We start from the raw sequence: 18418 nt of genomic DNA, 5'->3' as shown, positions 1-18418 counted from the left end.
GTTTTTTATTATAGGATATTCTTTTAGAGAAAATGTCCTTATTTATAGTTATTTATTTGGTTTACTTTTAAAAGAGGCTGTAATTGAAACAGCCTCTTTTTTTAGTTAAAGACCAATCAATTATTGGTAACGTATCTTGATATTATCAAATTTAATGGCACTTGGATTAGGCGAATCTCCCTGAGCAACTCCAACTTTAATTTCATTAATTTTAGAAGGATTTAAATTGACAGCAGTGTTAGAACCAAAACCGTAATTATCTTTAAAATCAGCTATTGATATGGTTTTGGTTGTCCAGTTTACATCGGTGATTTTAAAATTATAACCATAGTTTACACCGTCGATAGTATTTAACTGAATGGCAAAATTAGCCCCAACAACATTTGCACTTACATCAATATCAATATAAGCTTTTGTTGCATCTGTATTAGAAGCACTTAAGAAACTTGCTCCACCGCCGGCACTGCTTCCGTTATAACCATTTGCAGTTGAACCGCCCCAAACTAATGTGGTGTAATTTCCTGTTGGCCCACCTGTAGTACTCGCATTAAAACTTTCAATATCGCCATAAGAAGTCCATTCGGTTCTTACGCCATTTCCATCAAAATCAGATACTAAAACAATGGTTGCAAAATTTATTGTTTGTTTGGCAGCACCTCCCGGTGTAGTAATTACCAGTTCAGATCCTGAAACGGCATTGGCAGGTAAACCGATAATAACAGAAGTAGATGATTTTAGTGTATAACTTACTGTTTTTCCTCCTAAGGTTATCGATGAAATATTATAAAACCAAGTTCCTTCAATTTCTAACGGAAATCCCGGAGTTGCTACTGCCGGAATTGTTTTTGTAATGGTTGGAACAGGCTGTAAAATTTCAATTTCTTTAGTTACAGACCCCGTTCCGGTTATAAATGTAATGGGCTGTTTTCCAAATCGGCTTCCTAGTTTTTCATCAAAAGGAATAGTGAAAATAAACGATTTATCTGAATTGTAATTGGGATTGAAACTGATGTCAATTTTATTATCCAGCGTAATTTTTTTTAATCCTTCTAAACCTTTTCCTTCCACTCTCACTTTGTTTAATGGAAAAGCCTGATTAAGTAAATCTCCCGGTTCTGCAACCATAGCATCTACATTTGCAGTAACTGCATCGTCGTTATCGCAGGCTGTAAAAGCAGTCAATGCGAAAAGAATTAGAATTGTATATTTTATTTTATTGATCATGATAAGTTAGTTAAAGTTAAAAGGAACTGGAGGCTCTAATAATGACGGGTTAGTATCAATAGCAGACTGCGGTAACGGCAGTTCAAAATAATTGCTTCCCGGAGTTATCTTTCTGGAAATCAATTCTGTTCGTGCGTCATCAGAATAAAAACCAACTTCTTGCTGTGAAATGATTGCTGTTGCTTCGGCCAGACCGCGGCGTTTCAAATCGAAGAAATATTGTCCTTCCAATGCAAATTCAATTCTTCTTTCATTAAACAAATCGTCTCTTGTTAAGACTGTTTTAGCTGGCAATCCGGCTCTTGCTCTTACTTCATTAAAAGAACTTAAAGCAGATGCAGAAGCAGTGGAAGGTGCTCCGGCCAAAATCGCTTCAGAATTCATCAATAAAATATCAGAATATCTTAAAATGATCGTGTTCTGAGAAGTTCTCATAAAAAACACATCGTTTCTTTCGGCTGCAGAACCTACAATGTATTTTCTGAAATTAGCTGCTGTAGAAGAGTATATTTTTTTATACGTAAATCCACCTTGGTTTTTTAATAATTCAGGATAAAAGTCACCATCTGTCATGATTGTACTCTTTTTTCTGGTATCTTTTGGTTCAAATCCATTTTGTAAAGAGATAGAAGGAAGGTAAACTCCCCATCCGTCACCTCCGCCAGTAATTCCTGTACCTCCCGGAACTATATATGCCTGATTGGTATTTTGTGTTCCCCATTCTGTAGCAATCGCTTTCCATTGTAAAGCGAACATACTTTCGGAGCTGTTGTTATTTTCAGGACTGCTGAATAAGTTCCCGTAATCCTGAATTAAAATGTATTGGTTACCCATAATTTTTTGGGTTAAAGCGGCGCATTCTGCATATTCATTTAAAGTCAAATGCACTTTTGCCAAAATACCCATAGCCACATATTTAGTAACGTAGCCTTTTTTGGCAGCTCTTTCCGGTAAATTTGCCACAGCGTATTCTAAATCCTGTTTGATGAATTTATAAACGTCTGAAACAAGGTTTCTTTTTGGCTGCGCTGCAGAACCTGCTTTATTGATAATTGGCACGGCTCCAAAAGTTCTCACCAAATAGAAATAAGCATTTGCTCTCATAAAACGAGATATTGCAATGGCATTTTTATACGATGCTTCCGGAAGTTCACTTTTTCTCTCTTCCACTAAACTCATTAAATTATTCGATTGATCGACAACCGAAAACAACGAAACATATCCTTCTGTCAAAATTGGGTTTTGTGATGTTACCTGAGCATCTTTAAACTGAGCATAAGCGCCGTCAAAAGTAAAAGCGTTTCCGGCGTACATATCACCAACAGCAATCAGGAATTTATCATTAAAAGTAAACCACGGTTTAAAGTACAAACTCTCTGCGATTCCGTCAAAAGCGGTAACTCCTTCGGGTAAATCAGCTGGTGTTAATTGATTTTCAGATGGTGCATCCAAAAAATCATCTGAACAAGAAAATAAAGACAGCAATGGTATCAGCATTCCCATCATAAAAAGTTTAAAAAGTTTTTTCATAACTATATTTTTATGTTAATGAGTATGAATCATTAAGTTAAATGTGTTTTTTTATCAATCTTAGAATTCTAAATTCACCCCAACAGAAGTTGTTCTTGGTACAGGATAACGTCCTAAATCAATTCCGCTTAATGTTATATTCTGATCTAAATTTCCAAGGGCAGGGTCAAAGCCCGTGTATTTTGTAAACGTGTATAAATTTTGAACGTTTACATACAATCTTACTTTAGAGATAAAAGAATTATCGAATATTTTGTTTGGTAAATCGTAGCTCAACGAAACATTCTGAATTCTTAAATAAGAACCATCTTCCACAAATCGGTTTGAGATTCTTCCGTTTCCATTTGGATCGGTAAGCGTAATTCTCGGCACATCTGTATTTTCGTTTACGCCCGGTTCAAAAGCGCGCATGGACTGTGTGCTGACATTTCCGAATCTATCTCCAAATCCTGGATAAATTCCATCTGTATAATGACGAGTAAAGTTGTAAATCTGGTTGCCCTGACTTCCGGTTAAAACAACTCCAAGATTGAAGTTTTTGTATCTGAAATTATTAGTAAAAGCATACGTAAAATCAGGAATTGCACTTCCTATAGCGGTTTGATCTTTGCTGTCAATTTTTCCATCTCCGTTAAGATCTTTAAAACGAATATCTCCAATTCCTGTTCCTGTTTCCTGAACTGGCCCTGCAGCTAATTCAGCAGCATTTTTAAACAAACCATCGGTTACATATCCATAAAATTGTCCAACTGGTTCACCTTCTGTAGTTCTGGTAACGGTATATAAATCAAATTGTACTTTTCCTAACAGAGATTTTCCTTCACCCTGAAAACGAGTCAGTTCATTATTATATTTTGAAAAAATAAGCGTAGTGTCCCAGGTAAAATTTTCGGTTGAAATATTTCTCGTATTCAGCGTAAGTTCAACCCCTTTTGTTACAATTTCGCCCGTATTCAGGTAATAATTAAGAGCACTTTGATTCGATTCGTCATTGATTTGTTTGGTAAGGAAATCAGATGAGTTTTTAATATAATAATCAAAATCTAATTTTACTCTGTTATTTAGCATTGCCAGTTCAAAACCAGCATTGAAAGATTTAAGAGATTCCCATTTGATATCCGGATTTCCTAAATTGTCAATTGTTGGAGAAACACCTCCAAATGGCGATGCCAGAAGTGATAAAATAGTCTGATATCGGTTGGCCGGAATATTTTGATTTCCTACCAAACCATAACCAGCTCTAAATTTCAGGTAATTGATGGTGTTTGATAAAGGCTCAAAGAATTTTTCGTTACTTACAGTCCATCCTCCTGAAAATGAAGGGAAATAACCCCATTTGTTGTTAGGGCCAAAGTTTGACGAAGCATCGGCTCTTAAAGAAGCTGAGAAAGAATATCTATCAGAAAAACTGTAATTTAATCTTGAGATATAAGAGGTCATAGCCCATCTTCCAGAACCATTTCCGTTTAACGCTGTATCAATGTCACCAATGTTTAAGTTTGTAAAATCTTTGTTCAGGAATTCACCGGTTCTGTATCCGCTTATATATTCATAATAACTTTCCTGCGCTTCCTGACCTAATAAGAAAGTAAAATTATGTTTCTCGTTTAATGTTTTATTATAAGTTAAATAATTTTTGATGTTCCAATAATAACTTTGATCCTGCTGTTTAAACGATTTGTTTAAAAGTTCAGATACATTTCCTAAAGTATATTTTGGGGCAAAAGTGCTGCTTTTTGAAAAGTTTAAATCGTATCCTAACTCGGTTCTAAAAACCAAACCTTTGATCAGCGTAAAATCGGCAAATAAATTTCCGTTGATTTTAAATCTTTCTGTAGTCGAATTGTTGTATTCAGACAATGCGATTGGATTTGTTGCCTCATTTGCAGAAGATCCTAAACCTGTTGTGGGTCCTGCATACGAACCATCCGGAGTTCTAACTGGTAATTCTGGAGATTGTCTTAAAGCGTTCATGACTAATCCGCCTCGGTCATCATTTCTAACTACTTGCTGAGACGATTTGCTTACCGATAAACTGTTACCAATTTTCAGCCATGATTTTACATTAGAATCAACATTTAAACGCATTGATAATCTGTTGAAATCTGAATTTAAAACAATTCCTTCCTGATCAAAATAATTTAAAGAAGTATAATAACGTGTTCCTTCTTTTTCTCCAGAAAATGACAACTGATGATTGTACATCGTAGCCGTTCTAAAAAGTTCGTTCTGCCAGTTTGTTCCGTTTCCTAATAGATCTGGTTTTTGATATTGATAAGGAACAGGCTCACCGTTTAATTGGTAAATTTTTGCCTGATATTTAGCATACTGCGGTAAGTTTAAAACGTCAACGGTATTGGTTATTTGCTGAGTTCCTAAATAAGTTTCGTAAGCAAATTTTGATTTTCCTTTTTTTCCTTTTTTAGTTGTAATCAAAACCACACCGTTTGCACCATTCGCACCATAAATTGCTGTTGCCGATGCATCTTTTAAAATGTCAATAGTTTCAATATCCGAAATATTCAAACCAGACAAAGCCGAGTTTTTAGTTTGTCCGTTTCCTCCGCCTAATGCGCTGAATGAGAATGTCTCGTTGTTTTTATCAGCAAAAACCGGAGTTCCGTCAATAACATACAAAGGTTCATTTCCGTTAATAGAAGTAATTCCTCTAATCTGTACCGAAATTCCCCCTCCAGGCGTTCCTGAATTTTGAGTAACGTTTACACCCGCAGCTTTACCCACAAGCGCCTGATCGATAGAAATAAAAGGTTTGTCCTGAATTTCTGAAGCTTTGATAGAAGAAACAGCTCCATTAATATCTTTTCTTTTCGAAGTTCCGTACCCAATAACCACAACTTCGTTTAATTTCTCGAGGTCACTTACCATCGTAACCTGCATAACTCCTTTTGTGTCTGCGGGTAATGATAAATTTTTATATCCTACATAACTAAAAAGCAGCAACGCTTTTGGTTCTACATTGTTTAAAACGAAGCTTCCGTCAAAATCGGTAACGGTTCCGTTTTTTGTTCCTTGTACTATTACACTAACACCCGGTAGGTTGGCTCCGCCAGATGTTACTTTACCTTTAACAGTTTGTGCGAAGAAAAAATTCCCCCACATACATACTATTAAACACAATAGTTTTTTTAATGTTCTTTTCTGCATAAAAATTTGGTTGTTAGTTTACTTGAAATAATTAGTTAATCGTTAAGTTTTAGAAAAACATTCAAAATTTTGATTCTCTGTTGGGTAAATTGTTTTGAGTTTTGACAAGAGAATTTTTTCTTAAATATTTCTTAACGAAAGTATATTGTAGAGGTGTTGTATTGTAGAACAGATGATGCATATTGTGCAACAGATGATGCAAAAAAAACACGCGAACCCTTATTTTAAGCTAAATACATCGTTTGAGTAGAAAAATAACTACTGAGATATTGCTAAAATTTTCACTTAAAAAATATTGTTTGTTTAAAAAAGAATGATAATATTTTTGATATGTTGATTTTTAACTGAGGTTAAAAGCTGCCATTTTTGAAAAAATTGACTGACAAAAAAAAGAGCTTCAGTTTTATACCGAAGCTCTTTACGAATTCATTTTTGTCTTTTTGAATTAATTGGTTTGAATAGTTTTTGTATAGTTTATTCTTTTGCCTTTTTTTCCTGATTGGGTAAATGACCGTATTTAACTTTATAACATTTCGCAAAATAGGAGGGAGAAGTAAACCCAACTTTATAACTTATTTCATTAATATTATTATTGCCTTGTTCTATAAGTTGTTTTGCTTTTTCTAAACGTACATTTCGAATAAATTCGTTAACAGAAACTCCAGTTAGTGTTTTTATTTTTCGATACAGCTGACTTCTGCTTAAATAAATTTTAGTAGATAAAAGTTCTACCGTCAATTCTGGTTCGCTGATATTTTCATTGATGAAATGCAGGATTTTTTGAATGAAATCATTATCCAGCGATGTTGTTTTATCTTTTCCTTGTTTTGTAATACCGCTGTAAAATTTCTTAAACATAATTTGTCTGCTTGTAATAAGCTGTGCGAGACTTGATTTTAAAATATCCAGTTCAAATGGTTTGCTCAAATACATATCTGCACCAGAATCGATACCTTCTAATCTGTCTTTTACCATGGCTTTTGCCGACAGCATTAAAAGCGGAATATGACTTGTTTTTAAATCTCCTTTTATGTTTTTACACAATTGCAGTCCGTCCATAACAGGCATAATAACATCGGTAATAATTAAATCCGGTAGTTTTTGTACCGCAAGTTCGTAACCTTTTTTACCGTTTTCGGCAGTAATCACTTTGTATGATTTGCTTAGTTCTTCTTTTAGATAATTTCGCAATTCAGGATTATCTTCAACAATTAAAACGGTATATGATTTTGTAGTTTCTTCTGCAGAATTATCTGGGATTTCTTCTGTAAAATCATCTTGATCTGTTTGATTATTAATAGTTTCAGCTAGAAATTGATTTTTAGTTTTTTCAGGTTTGAAAACTTCATTAACGATTTCATTTTTCTTATAAAGAGAATTGCCTAAAGGAAATGTTACTTTAAATTTTGTGCCTTCGCCAACTTCACTTTCAACTTCAATTTTTCCTTTATGAAGTTCAATAAATTGTTTTACGACTTCTAAACCAATTCCCGTGCTGCCGTAATAATCTTTGTTGATATTATTAACCTGGTAAAAACGATCAAAAATTCTGTTTAAATCTTTTTTGCGAATTCCAGATCCTGTGTCTGTAATAGTTATAGAGAATGAAGGTACTTTTTCGCCATGAATTATTAAAGCATTTTCAGTTTCTGAAGTATCTATTGCAATAGTTATTGAACCACTATCAGGAGTAAATTTAAATGCGTTTGAAATAATATTAAAAAGTATTTTTTCCAGCATTTTAGGATCAAGCCAGTCTTCGAGTTCTTCTTCTGAAGATTCAAAATTAACTTTAATATTTCGGGCAGCCGCTTCTTCATCAAAATAGCCAATAATTCCTTCTGTAAAAGATACGACTTCAATTTTCTTCGCCTGAAGCGAAATTTTATTGAATTCTAATTTATTAAAATCCATAAGCTCATTAATCAGCCTCGAAAGCCTGTCAGAGCTTTTGTGTACGATTTTTAATTTGTTATGTATTTCCGGTGATATTTTTTTACTCTTTAAAATATCTTCCAGTGGATTAATAATCAGCGTTAAAGGCGTTCTGAATTCATGCGAAATATTGGTAAAGAACTGTAACTTTTTATTGTTTAATTTCTCCAGCTGAATCATTTTTTCTTTTTCTAAAATAATGGCCTGTTTCGCTTTAAAACGATTTTGATAAATAGTATTAAAATATCGAATCAGAAAAATTAAAATAGCGGCATATATTAAATAAGCCCAGATTGTTTTCCACCACGGCGGCAGTATTTTTATTTTTAATTCTAATTGATTATTGCTCCAGGAACCATCTGCATTGGCTGATTTTACTTTAAAAGTATAATTGCCCGGCGCAAGGTTTGTATAGGTTGCCGTTCTGTTATTTCCGGCATAATTCCAGTCTTTTTCAAAACCTTCGAGATAATAAGCGTATTGATTTTTTTTAGAATAATTATAGTTAATTCCCACGTATTCAATCGTAAAAACCGATTGTGTGTAGTTAAGCGTAATTTCTTTAGTCTGTGAAATTACTTTGGTCAATGGCGAACCTTCTTCATTTGGTTTTACAGATTTATTGAATAATTTAAAATCACTGAAATACAATCTTGGCGCTTTTTCTGCTTTTTTGATTTCGTTTGGATTAAAATAATTTACGCCTTCATAACCGCCAAAATACAATTCTCCATTTCCATCTTTAAAAACGGCATTATTATTAAAATCGTTGTCAATAAGACCATCATCTTTATTAAAATTGGTGCTTTTTTTATTTTTAAAATCGAGTTTGGTTAAACCGGATCCGCCGCTTATCCATAAAGAGCCATTATTATCTGAAATTATGGCGCGAACAGACTTTTCTTTAAAACCCGGAAAATCATCATAATTAGAAAAGGTTTTATTCTTTTTATTATAACTAAACAATCCCTGACCGTCAGTTCCTAACCAGATCGTTTTATCGTTAGATTCGTAAATAGATAAAATAGTCTGAATGCTGTTGTGTTTATTAATGCCGCTGAACATGGCATCGCGCATTTTTGTGACTTTAAAACCCGATTCGTCTTTTATATTTACCTGATACAACCCTAAAATTGTTCCAACCCAAAGCACATTATCTGAGTCTACAAAAACTTTACGAATGAACGCATTGTCTAAAGCATTTTCGGTAAAAGGTTTAGAGTCGCAATGCACAAATGTGTTGGTTTTATTGTCAAAATAATGAAGTCCTTTAATGAAAGTTCCAATCCAGATTCGGCCTTTTGAATCTTCTGAAAAACTAAAAATGCGATTTGATTTTAATCCTGTATTTGAAGTGTTATAATTTACAAATCGGGTAGTGCCATTTTTTAAAAAATAGATGCCGCGGTCCCAGCTTCCAATCCAGATATTTTGTTTACTGTCTATAAATATCGTTTGAATATCAATAGCATCTAAACCAGAGTAATAGCTTTGATTATTTTGATTAACGTGAATATAACTTTTGTCGGTAAGGTTGTAAATGTCAAGCCCGCCGCCTTCGTTGCTGATTAATAAATTTCCTTTTTTATCTTTTATTACAGAAGTTACATGGCTGGTTTGTAAAGAATTATCATTATTTACAAGTGATTCAAGCGAATTGAATTTGTTGTTGGGTTTATCAAAAACTCCAAGACCTTTATTGAAATAGCCCAGCCAAAGTCGTTTCTCTTTGTCTTCGTATAATGACCAGACTGAATTAGATTTTAAACTAAAATTATTGTATTTGCTGTGCAGGTATTTTTTGAGTACTTGTCCTTTGTAATTTACAACCAGCAATCCGTCATTTTCTGTGCCGCAGACGATATAATCCAGACTGCTTTGTACGATGGATAAGATTTTGTTTTTGGTAACAGCGTACTTTTCAAATTGATAATTATCTGTTTCGGGTTTAATTTTGATCAGGCCGTTTTCTGTTGTTCCCAGCCAGATATATCCAAATTTATCGGTAACAAGACTTTCTATATCGTCCAGCAAAGGCTCTCTTTTAAATTTATCTTTATAAACCTGTTTTACTTTTCCGTTTAAATCAATTTCTAAAAGGCCGTAACTGGTTCCTAAATAAATAATTCCCTGTTTATTTTTTACCGAAGATTTGATTAAAAAATTAGGCTTGTCCAGCACTTTTGACTGTACTAAAGAAACTTTTAAAGTCTTCAAATTAAGTTTAAATAATCCGAAACCATACGCGCCCAGGAATAAATTGCCGTTATTATCTTCAATAATTGTTTTTACGGTTATGGGTTCGCTGTATCCTTTTCGTATTACATCTTCAATATTGATTCTCGTAAAATTGTCTAAATCTCTGTTGTACAAACACAAACCTTCATCTGTACCTACCCAAAGGTTATTTTTAGAATCTATAAAAGTGGTGTAAATAAAGTTACTGTTTACAGATCCGGGTTTTTTATCATATTTATATCCAAAATAATTTACCCCGTCGTATCGGTATAAACCCGCGCCGTTTGTACCTATCCAGATAAAACCATTGTTGTCCTGAATAATTGAAGTAACAGCTCTTTTTGAAGTAGTTTCCTGTATGCTTCTAAATTGATAGCTGTCAAATTTACCTTGTGAAAACAGGCAGTTTGCAAAACTAAAAAAGCATAAAAGAATATATTTGATGTTTTTCATTTAGATGTAACAGTATATTTTGCTGTTTAATTTTGAATTAAATTTTTTAGGAAAGGATTCTTTTTAAGGCTTATAGGAAACAATATTAATAAAACTAAACAGAACACTTAATTTTTTTTATTCAAATTTGTCATATTGCCAAAATCCTGAGTCCGAATAATAACCTTTTAAGGAATTATCGTACTCAGGATATAGAATTATTAATCTGCTGGAGTAGTTTTTAACAAATAGAAACATAGCTTTTGATTGCTTAAAAAAAAGGCGTTTCACTTATTTCAATACACATAGCTATGTGTTAAGAAACGAGTTTCTTTTTTAACTTCTTTCTTTCACAATAATAAACCTATGTTTCTATGTGTTTAATTTTTTATTTTAGTTCAAACTTAGTTGTAAGCCCTTCATTTGAATTCCAGCCTACCATAATATTGAATAAACCTGGTTCTACTAAAAATTTGCCATCATTGTCGTAAAAACCAAGTTCCTTATCTGTTAGAGTAAACTGAATTGTTTTGGTTTCTCCTTTTTTTAATTCGATAAGTTCAAAACCTTTTAATTCTTTTACAGGTCTAACAATACTGGCAACTGGATCATTTAGGTACAATTGAACGACTTCTTTTCCGTCAAAATTTCCGGTATTGGTAACGTCAACCGAAACTTCGATTTTTTGTCCTTTTTGAAAAGAAGGTTTTGCTATTTTTAAATTTTTATACGCGAAAGAAGTATAGCTTAATCCATAACCAAAAGGGTATAAAGGTGTTTTCTCCACATCTGAATAATGCGACCAAAAAACATTTTGATCTTTATCTGTAGGTCTTCCTGTATTATATAAGTTGTAGTAAATAGGACATTGGCCTACATTTCTTGGGAAAGACATTGGCAGTTTTCCACTTGGGTTATAATCTCCGTATAAAACCTGTGCAACTGCATTTCCGGTTTGAGTTCCTAAATGCCACGCTTCAACAATTGCAGGAATATGTTCTGCAGCCCACGGAATACTCAATGGACGCCCATTGTTTAAAACCAAAACAATATTTGGATTTACTTTGTAAATTTCTTCCAATAATTGTTGTTGATTTCCCGGTAAACCTAATTCGGTTCTGCTGCGTCCTTCACCGCTTTGGAAACCAATTTCACCCAAAACCATTACCACAACTTCAGCTTCTTTTGCGACTTTTTTTGCCGCTTCAAATCCAGAAAAATCAGTTGTATTTAGTTTTACTTCGTCTAAAAAGGATTGTTTATTTAAAGCGACATCTGTTCCTTTTTCATAAACTAATGAGTTGTTTTTGTATTGCTGCATTCCTTCCAAAACTGATACTGCAGTATTATCATCGGCAGCAATTCTCCAGCTTCCCATTGGGCTGTTTTTATCATTGGCCAAAGCACCGATTAAAGCAATATTAGCGCCTGATTTTTTCAATGGCAAAAGGTTTTTATCATTCTTCAATAAAACGATCGATTTTTTGGCCATGTCCAGAACGCCGTCATTATTAGCTTTACTGCCAATATTTGCTTTTTCACGGGCTTCATCACAATATTTATACGGATTGTCAAACAAACCTAATTCAAATTTTACACGAAGAATTCTGCGGACAGCATCGTCAATCACACTTTCTTTAACCGATCCGTTTTTTACGAGTTTAGCCAATTCTGTCACATAAACATTAGATTCCATATCCATATCCGAACCTGCAATCGCTGCTTTTTTAGCTGCATCGGCGCCATCAGCGGCATAACCGTGCGTAATCATTTCTCCAATAGAAGCCCAGTCAGAAACTACAAAACCTTTAAAACCCCAGGCTCCTTTTAAAATATCTCTTTGTAAAAAGCTGTTTCCGGTTGCAGGAACTCCATTTAGTGTATTAAAGGAATTCATAAAAGTGCGGATTCCAGCATCGACACTTGCTTTAAAAGGTGGCAAAACAGTATTGTATAACTTTGAATTACTCATGTCAACGCTGTTGTATTCTCTTCCGGCTTCGACAAAACCATAAGCGGCAAAATGCTTCGCACAGGCAATAATTGAAGTATTATCGAAACTTTCACCCTGAAAACCTTTAACTCTTGCCGTTGCAATTTTACTTCCTAAATAAGGATCTTCGCCAGCGCCTTCCATAACTCGTCCCCAGCGTGCATCATTGGCTACATCAACATTTGGTGCAAAAGTCCAGTTTAATCCCGAAGCCGAAGCTTCAAGAGCAGCCACACGAGCCGAATTTTTAATGGCTTCTAAATCCCAGCTTGCAGATTCTGCAAGTGGAATAGGGCTGAGGGTTTTATAACCGTGAATTACATCAAAACCAAAAAGTAACGGAATCCCAAGACGGGTTTCTTCAACCGCTATTTTTTGTACAGCTCGAACTTCTTTTACACCGCGAACGGTAAGCATAGAACCCACCCATCCTTTTTTAATATTATTGTATTTTTCTTCATTAGATCCAGATTCCGGTTTTGGTCCGGTAACATCCCATGAACCGTTATATTGATTCATTTGTCCAACTTTTTCTTCTAATGTCATTTCTTTCATTAAAAGTGTAATGCGTTCTTCAATAGGTTTATTAGCATCCATATGTTTTTTGGTTTGAGCGTAACTGTTTCCATAAACGATTAGCACTAAAAATGCATATCTTTTAAATTGTTTTTTCATCATTGTTTTTTTGGTTTTATACTAGATAGTTTTTGAATACAAGTCTGTAAATGTAGTTTTACAGTAATAATTACAATAGTAGATTTGAAGCATTATATAATAGAAATGATGTATTTGTAGTGCTTGAAAGTGGTAAGAACAAAAAATAACTGCATTTGAAGCCCTTTTAGAATTGTTGTTTTTTTATTTGCTGTATGAAGTGAATCAACTGAAAGAAGAAATTAAAGTCGAATTAATAAGTAGGGTATTTGAACAGATTAATTGATGTTTTTCTTTTTACAACAACCGATTGTTTTAAAATGATCGTTTTAAGCATTGCTGCTGTTTATTCTTTTTGAAAAGGCATAATTTTTTGTTCTGTACTATTAAAAGGCTTTTTTAATGTAGATTTTCATTGACTTTTCCTCAATTTTATATTCTAAACGTGTTTTACGGTTTTTGAATATAGTTTATTTATCTCGGTATAAAATTTAATTAACTATTTTATTTCATAATATTTTTTGAACATAATCAATTAAATTAACACACAACCGATTGTGTAATTGAATTTTTTATTATATTTGTTTAAAATACACTTATAAGTAACCAAACTCAGAATATTATTTAATGCATAGAACAAATTTAATTATGGTAATGAGTGTTAATCTTACAGTTACCTTATACTGGTTTTAAGTTTGTTTGTTGAAGCCGGGAGGCATTCTCTCGGCTTTTTTAATTTTTCTAACCAAATAAAGATTATACAAAATGATTAAAAGAAATATCTTTTTTCTTATAGCAGTAATGTCTTTGTGTTTTTTTAAAGGAACTGCTCAAAACCCGATTCAGAAAAAAAAGCAGACCAAACAAACTGCTGTTTTTTCTACTGTTAGTTATGTTGGTGATGATCAGATTTATCGCGATGCCCCATTAAAACCAGACGAATTTTATACACCAATTTTACAAGGATGTTATCCTGATCCTGCCATTACAAAAAAAGGGGATGATTATTACATGGTATGTTCTTCATTTGCCATGTTTCCCGGTGTACCTATTTTTCATTCTAAAGATTTAGTAAACTGGACGGATTTGGGCGGGGTTTTAAATAATGTTTCAGAATTTAATCCGCATGATACCGGAATTAGTGAAGGCGTTTATGCTCCGGGAATTACTTATAATCCGCATAATGATACTTTTTACATGATTGTAACTGCGTTTTCTGGAGGACTTGGAAATATCATCGTGAAGACAAAAGATCCGATGAAAGGCTGGGGAAGTCCAATTAAACTAGATTTTGGCGGCATTGATCCTTCTATATTTTTTGATGACAACGGCAAAGGGTATATTGTTCATAATGACGCACCCAATAAAGGAAAAGAACTATACGAAGGACATCGTGTGATAAAAGTTTGGGAATATGACCTCAATACAGATAAAGTAATTCCCGGCAGCGATAAAATTATTGTAGACGGAGGTGTAGATCTTTCTAAAAAACCTATCTGGATTGAAGCGCCGCATTTATACAAAAAAAACGGAAAATATTATTTAATGTGTGCTGAAGGAGGAACAGGAGACAATCACAGTGAAGTTATTTTTATAAGTGATAATCCGAAAGGGCCATTCAAACCGGCATCAAATAATCCAATACTCACACAGCGTTATTTTCAAAATGAGAGAATCAACAAGGTAGACTGGACGGGTCATGCAGATTTAATTCAGGGACCGAATAATAAATATTACGGCGTTTTCTTAGGCATTCGTCCTAATAATCAAAACAGGGTAAATACCGGAAGAGAAACTTTTATACTGCCTGTAGACTGGTCGGGTGATTTTCCTGTTTTTGAAAACGGATTGATTCCCTTGCAGCCAAAATTAAAAATGCCGGAGGGAGTTACCAATAAAACCGGAAAAGACGGTTTTTTTCCAAATGGTAATTTCACTTTTACCGAAAATTTCACTTCAAAAAAATTGGATTATCGATGGATTGGATTGCGCGGCCCTCGCGAAAATTTTATTTCACTAAATAAAAAAGGTTTAGAAATAACGCCATTTGAAGTAAATATTAAAGAGATAAAACCAACTTCTACACTTTTTTACAGACAACAGCACAACACGTTTTCATTTACAGCCACAGTTGATTACAAACCGCAGTCAGAAAAAGATTTAGCAGGTATTGTCTGCCTTCAGAATGAACGTTCTAATTATGTGTTTGGAATCACAAAAAAAGGAAACGATACTTTTATTGTATTAGAAAGAACAGAAAAAGGAAAGTCAAAAATCATAGCAAATTCAAAAATCAAAATAACAAACGCAATACATCTGCAGGTAAAAGCTAATGGAGACAGTTATGAATTTAGTTATGCTGAAAACAGCGTTGATTTTAAAAACTTAGGCGGAATAGTTTCGGGAGATATTCTTTCAACCAATATTGCCGGAGGTTTTACCGGTGCATTGATAGGTTTATATGCTACTGCTGCCAATGATGCACATCCAGAATAGTCATTCATTTTAAATTTTCAAACCAAAACAAATTTGTAAATAATGAAATCAATAACCAGGTTTTTAAAATTCGTAATTCTTTTTTTAATAATACAAAAAGGATATGCACAAGATTCAGATTTTCATGTTTATTTGAGTTTAGGGCAGTCTAATATGGAAGGTTATGCCAAAATTGAACAGCAGGATAAAGTAAATGTGAATCCGCGTTTTCAGGTTTTAGCCGCTGTCAACTGTCCGCAAACAGGACGTGAAATGGGAAAATGGTACACAGCAGTTCCGCCTTTATGCAGATGTACAACAGGACTTACTCCTGTGGATTATTTTGGGAGAACAATGGTATCAAATCTTCCTCAGAAAATAAAAGTAGGTGTTATAAATGTTGCTGTTGGAGGCTGTAAAATAGAACTTTTTGATAAAAATAATTTTGAAACATATGTCGCAGGTTCTCCGGACTGGCTAAAAAACATAGTAAAAGAATACGACGGAAATCCATATGCAAGATTAGTCGCAATGGCAAAAATTGCACAGCAAAAAGGCGTCATAAAAGGTATTTTATTGCATCAGGGAGAATCGAATACAGGCGATACGCTTTGGCCTCAAAAAGTAAAAATTGTATATGATAATTTAATAAAAGATTTAAATCTTGATCCTAAAAAAGTACCGCTGCTTTCTGGAGAAACTGTAAACGAAGATCAAAACGGGAAATGCGGCAGTATGAATTCTATAATTGCAAAACTGCCTCAGGTTATACCAAACGCTTATGTTATTTCTTCAAAAGGATGTAAGGCTGAACCTGATTTTTTACATTTTAATGCAGATGGTTACAGAGAATTAGGAAGACGTTATGCTGAAAAAATGTTATCGTTATCCGGTTATGCATTAGCTGAGGGAAAAGAGCCTTTTATAGTTCAGGCGCCGCTTGGATTTGATGTAGCTGATCCGAATGCAAAACAAGGAAAAATCGAAACCATAACTTACGAATCTAAAACGGTAGGTTCAGTTAGAAAAGCGACTATTTATACGCCGCCGGGATTCAGCAAAAAGAAAAAATATCCTGTTCTGTATCTTTTGCACGGAATAGGAGGTGATGAAAAAGAATGGCTGAACGGAGGAAATCCGCAGGTTATATTAGACAATCTTTACGCCGAAGGAAAAATTGAGCCCATGATTGTGGTTATGCCAAACGGTAGAGCAATGAAAGATGACAGCGCTGCAGGAAATATAATGGATCCGGAAAAAGTAAAAGCTTTCAGCGTTTTTGAACAGGATCTTCTACAGGACTTAATTCCATTTATTGAAAAAAAATATCCGGTTTTAAAAGACAGGGAACATCGTGCCATTGCCGGATTATCTATGGGAGGCGGACAATCTTTGAATTTCGGATTAGGAAATTTAGATAAATTTGCCTGGGTGGGAGCATTTTCGGCAGCGCCAAATACTAAAGCGCCGGAAGCATTACTTCCTCATCCCGAAGAAGCAAAAAAGAAACTCAAACTGCTTTGGATTTCCTGCGGAGATAAAGACTGGCTTATAGAAAACAGCAAACGCACACACGATTACTTGTTCAAAAATGATGTGCCTCATATTTATTACATAGAACCCGGAATACACGATTTTAAAGTGTGGAAGAATGGTTTATATATGTTTTCGCAGTTTTTATTTAAGCCTGTAGATCAGTCAAAATTTGCTGCCTATACTATTTTAGGCAATCCCGCCCAGACCAATATTCGTAATGCAGAATACCCTCAAGTTTTACCAGATAACAGGGTTATTTTTAAAATGAAAGCTTCTGAAGCTTCAAAACTGCAGATTGATTTAGGCAAAAAATACGATATGATAAGGGATTCCGAAGGAAATTGGACTGTGACAACCGATGTTATAAATCCGGGATTTAATTACTATTCTTTATTTATTGATGGTGTCGCTGTTGCAGATCCGTTGAGTAAAACATTTTATGGTATGGGACGCATGGCAAGCGGTATTGAAATTCCCAATAAAGAAGGAGAATTTTATGCTTTAAAAAACGTTCCGCATGGTGAGGTCAGAATTAAACAATACTTTTCAAAAGTAACAAACTCCTGGCGCGAAATGTATGTGTACACACCGCCCGGTTATGAAAATGCGAGCGAAAAATATCCTGTTTTATACTTATTGCACGGAGGCGGCGAAGATCAGACAGGATGGGCTTCTCAAGGTAAAGCAAATTTAATCCTAGACAATTTAATAGCTCAAAATAAAGCAAAACCAATGCTTATTGTTATGCTTGATGGAAACATGTCAGGAAATGCAAGCTTCAATGAAAATGCACTTAAAGCTTTTGAAAACGAATTAAAAACAGAAGCGATACCCTTTGTAGAAAGTAATTTTAAAGCAGTAAAGGATTCCAAAAACAGAGCTTTGGCAGGTTTGTCAATGGGAGGACTGCAGACTCTTTATGCTGGAGTTAAAAATTCAGACCTGTTTGCTGCTATTGGCGTATTTAGTTCTGGATGGTGGGCAAATAAACCCGCTTTATCAGAGCCTCAGTATGAATTTATGAAAAACAATGCAGCAGTAATTAATTCAAATATCAAACAATTTTGGATTTCTATGGGCGGTAAAGAAGACATCGCTTATGAAAATTGTAAAATAATGATGAAGAAATTCGATCAGATGGGAATTAAATACCAATACAGTGAATATCCGGGCGGGCATACCTGGCCTGTATGGAGACACGATTTATTTATGTTCGCCCCATTGTTATTCAATTAA

The 18418-nt window shown here is 34.1% G+C and carries 7 protein-coding genes; 2 read left to right on the top strand and 5 right to left on the bottom strand.

Annotated elements, in window-relative coordinates; all coding sequences use genetic code 11:
- Positions 1–120: 120 nt before the first annotated feature.
- From ABDW27_RS01530 to bglX, 5 genes are all read right to left on the bottom strand, one after another.
- On the bottom strand, positions 121–1224 hold the full coding sequence (locus ABDW27_RS01530; protein ID WP_343694290.1) for a hypothetical protein: 1104 nt from the start codon (positions 1222–1224) through the stop codon (positions 121–123).
- Positions 1225–1230: 6 nt separating this feature from the next.
- On the bottom strand, positions 1231–2754 hold the full coding sequence (locus ABDW27_RS01525) for a RagB/SusD family nutrient uptake outer membrane protein (RefSeq protein ID WP_343694289.1): 1524 nt from the start codon (positions 2752–2754) through the stop codon (positions 1231–1233).
- A gap of 60 nt (positions 2755–2814) precedes the next feature.
- On the bottom strand, positions 2815–5874 hold the full coding sequence (locus tag ABDW27_RS01520) for a TonB-dependent receptor (RefSeq protein WP_343694288.1): 3060 nt from the start codon (positions 5872–5874) through the stop codon (positions 2815–2817).
- A 519-nt stretch (positions 5875–6393) separates the two neighbouring features.
- Positions 6394–10545: a two-component regulator propeller domain-containing protein gene (locus ABDW27_RS01515; RefSeq protein ID WP_343694287.1), complete on the bottom strand. Its 4152-nt coding sequence runs from the start codon at positions 10543–10545 to the stop codon at positions 6394–6396.
- Between the two features lie 367 nt (positions 10546–10912).
- The gene (bglX, locus tag ABDW27_RS01510) at positions 10913–13192 is read right to left on the bottom strand and encodes a beta-glucosidase BglX (RefSeq protein ID WP_343695267.1); all 2280 of its coding nucleotides are present in this window, start codon (positions 13190–13192) and stop codon (positions 10913–10915) included.
- A gap of 744 nt (positions 13193–13936) precedes the next feature.
- On the opposite strand from bglX, the gene ABDW27_RS01505 reads away from it, so the two are divergent.
- Together ABDW27_RS01505 and ABDW27_RS01500 are read left to right on the top strand one after the other, a co-directional pair.
- Positions 13937–15667: a glycoside hydrolase family 43 protein gene (locus ABDW27_RS01505; RefSeq protein ID WP_343694286.1), complete on the top strand. Its 1731-nt coding sequence runs from the start codon at positions 13937–13939 to the stop codon at positions 15665–15667.
- Positions 15668–15709: 42 nt separating this feature from the next.
- Positions 15710–18418 carry an alpha/beta hydrolase-fold protein gene (locus ABDW27_RS01500; RefSeq protein ID WP_343694285.1) on the top strand — a complete coding sequence of 903 codons (2709 nt, stop codon included), beginning with the start codon at positions 15710–15712 and terminating at the stop codon, positions 18416–18418.

It is taken from the genome of Flavobacterium sp. (genome assembly GCF_039595935.1).
GTDB lineage: Bacteria > Bacteroidota > Bacteroidia > Flavobacteriales > Flavobacteriaceae > Flavobacterium.
This window is presented reverse-complemented; position numbering and strand designations above follow the sequence as displayed.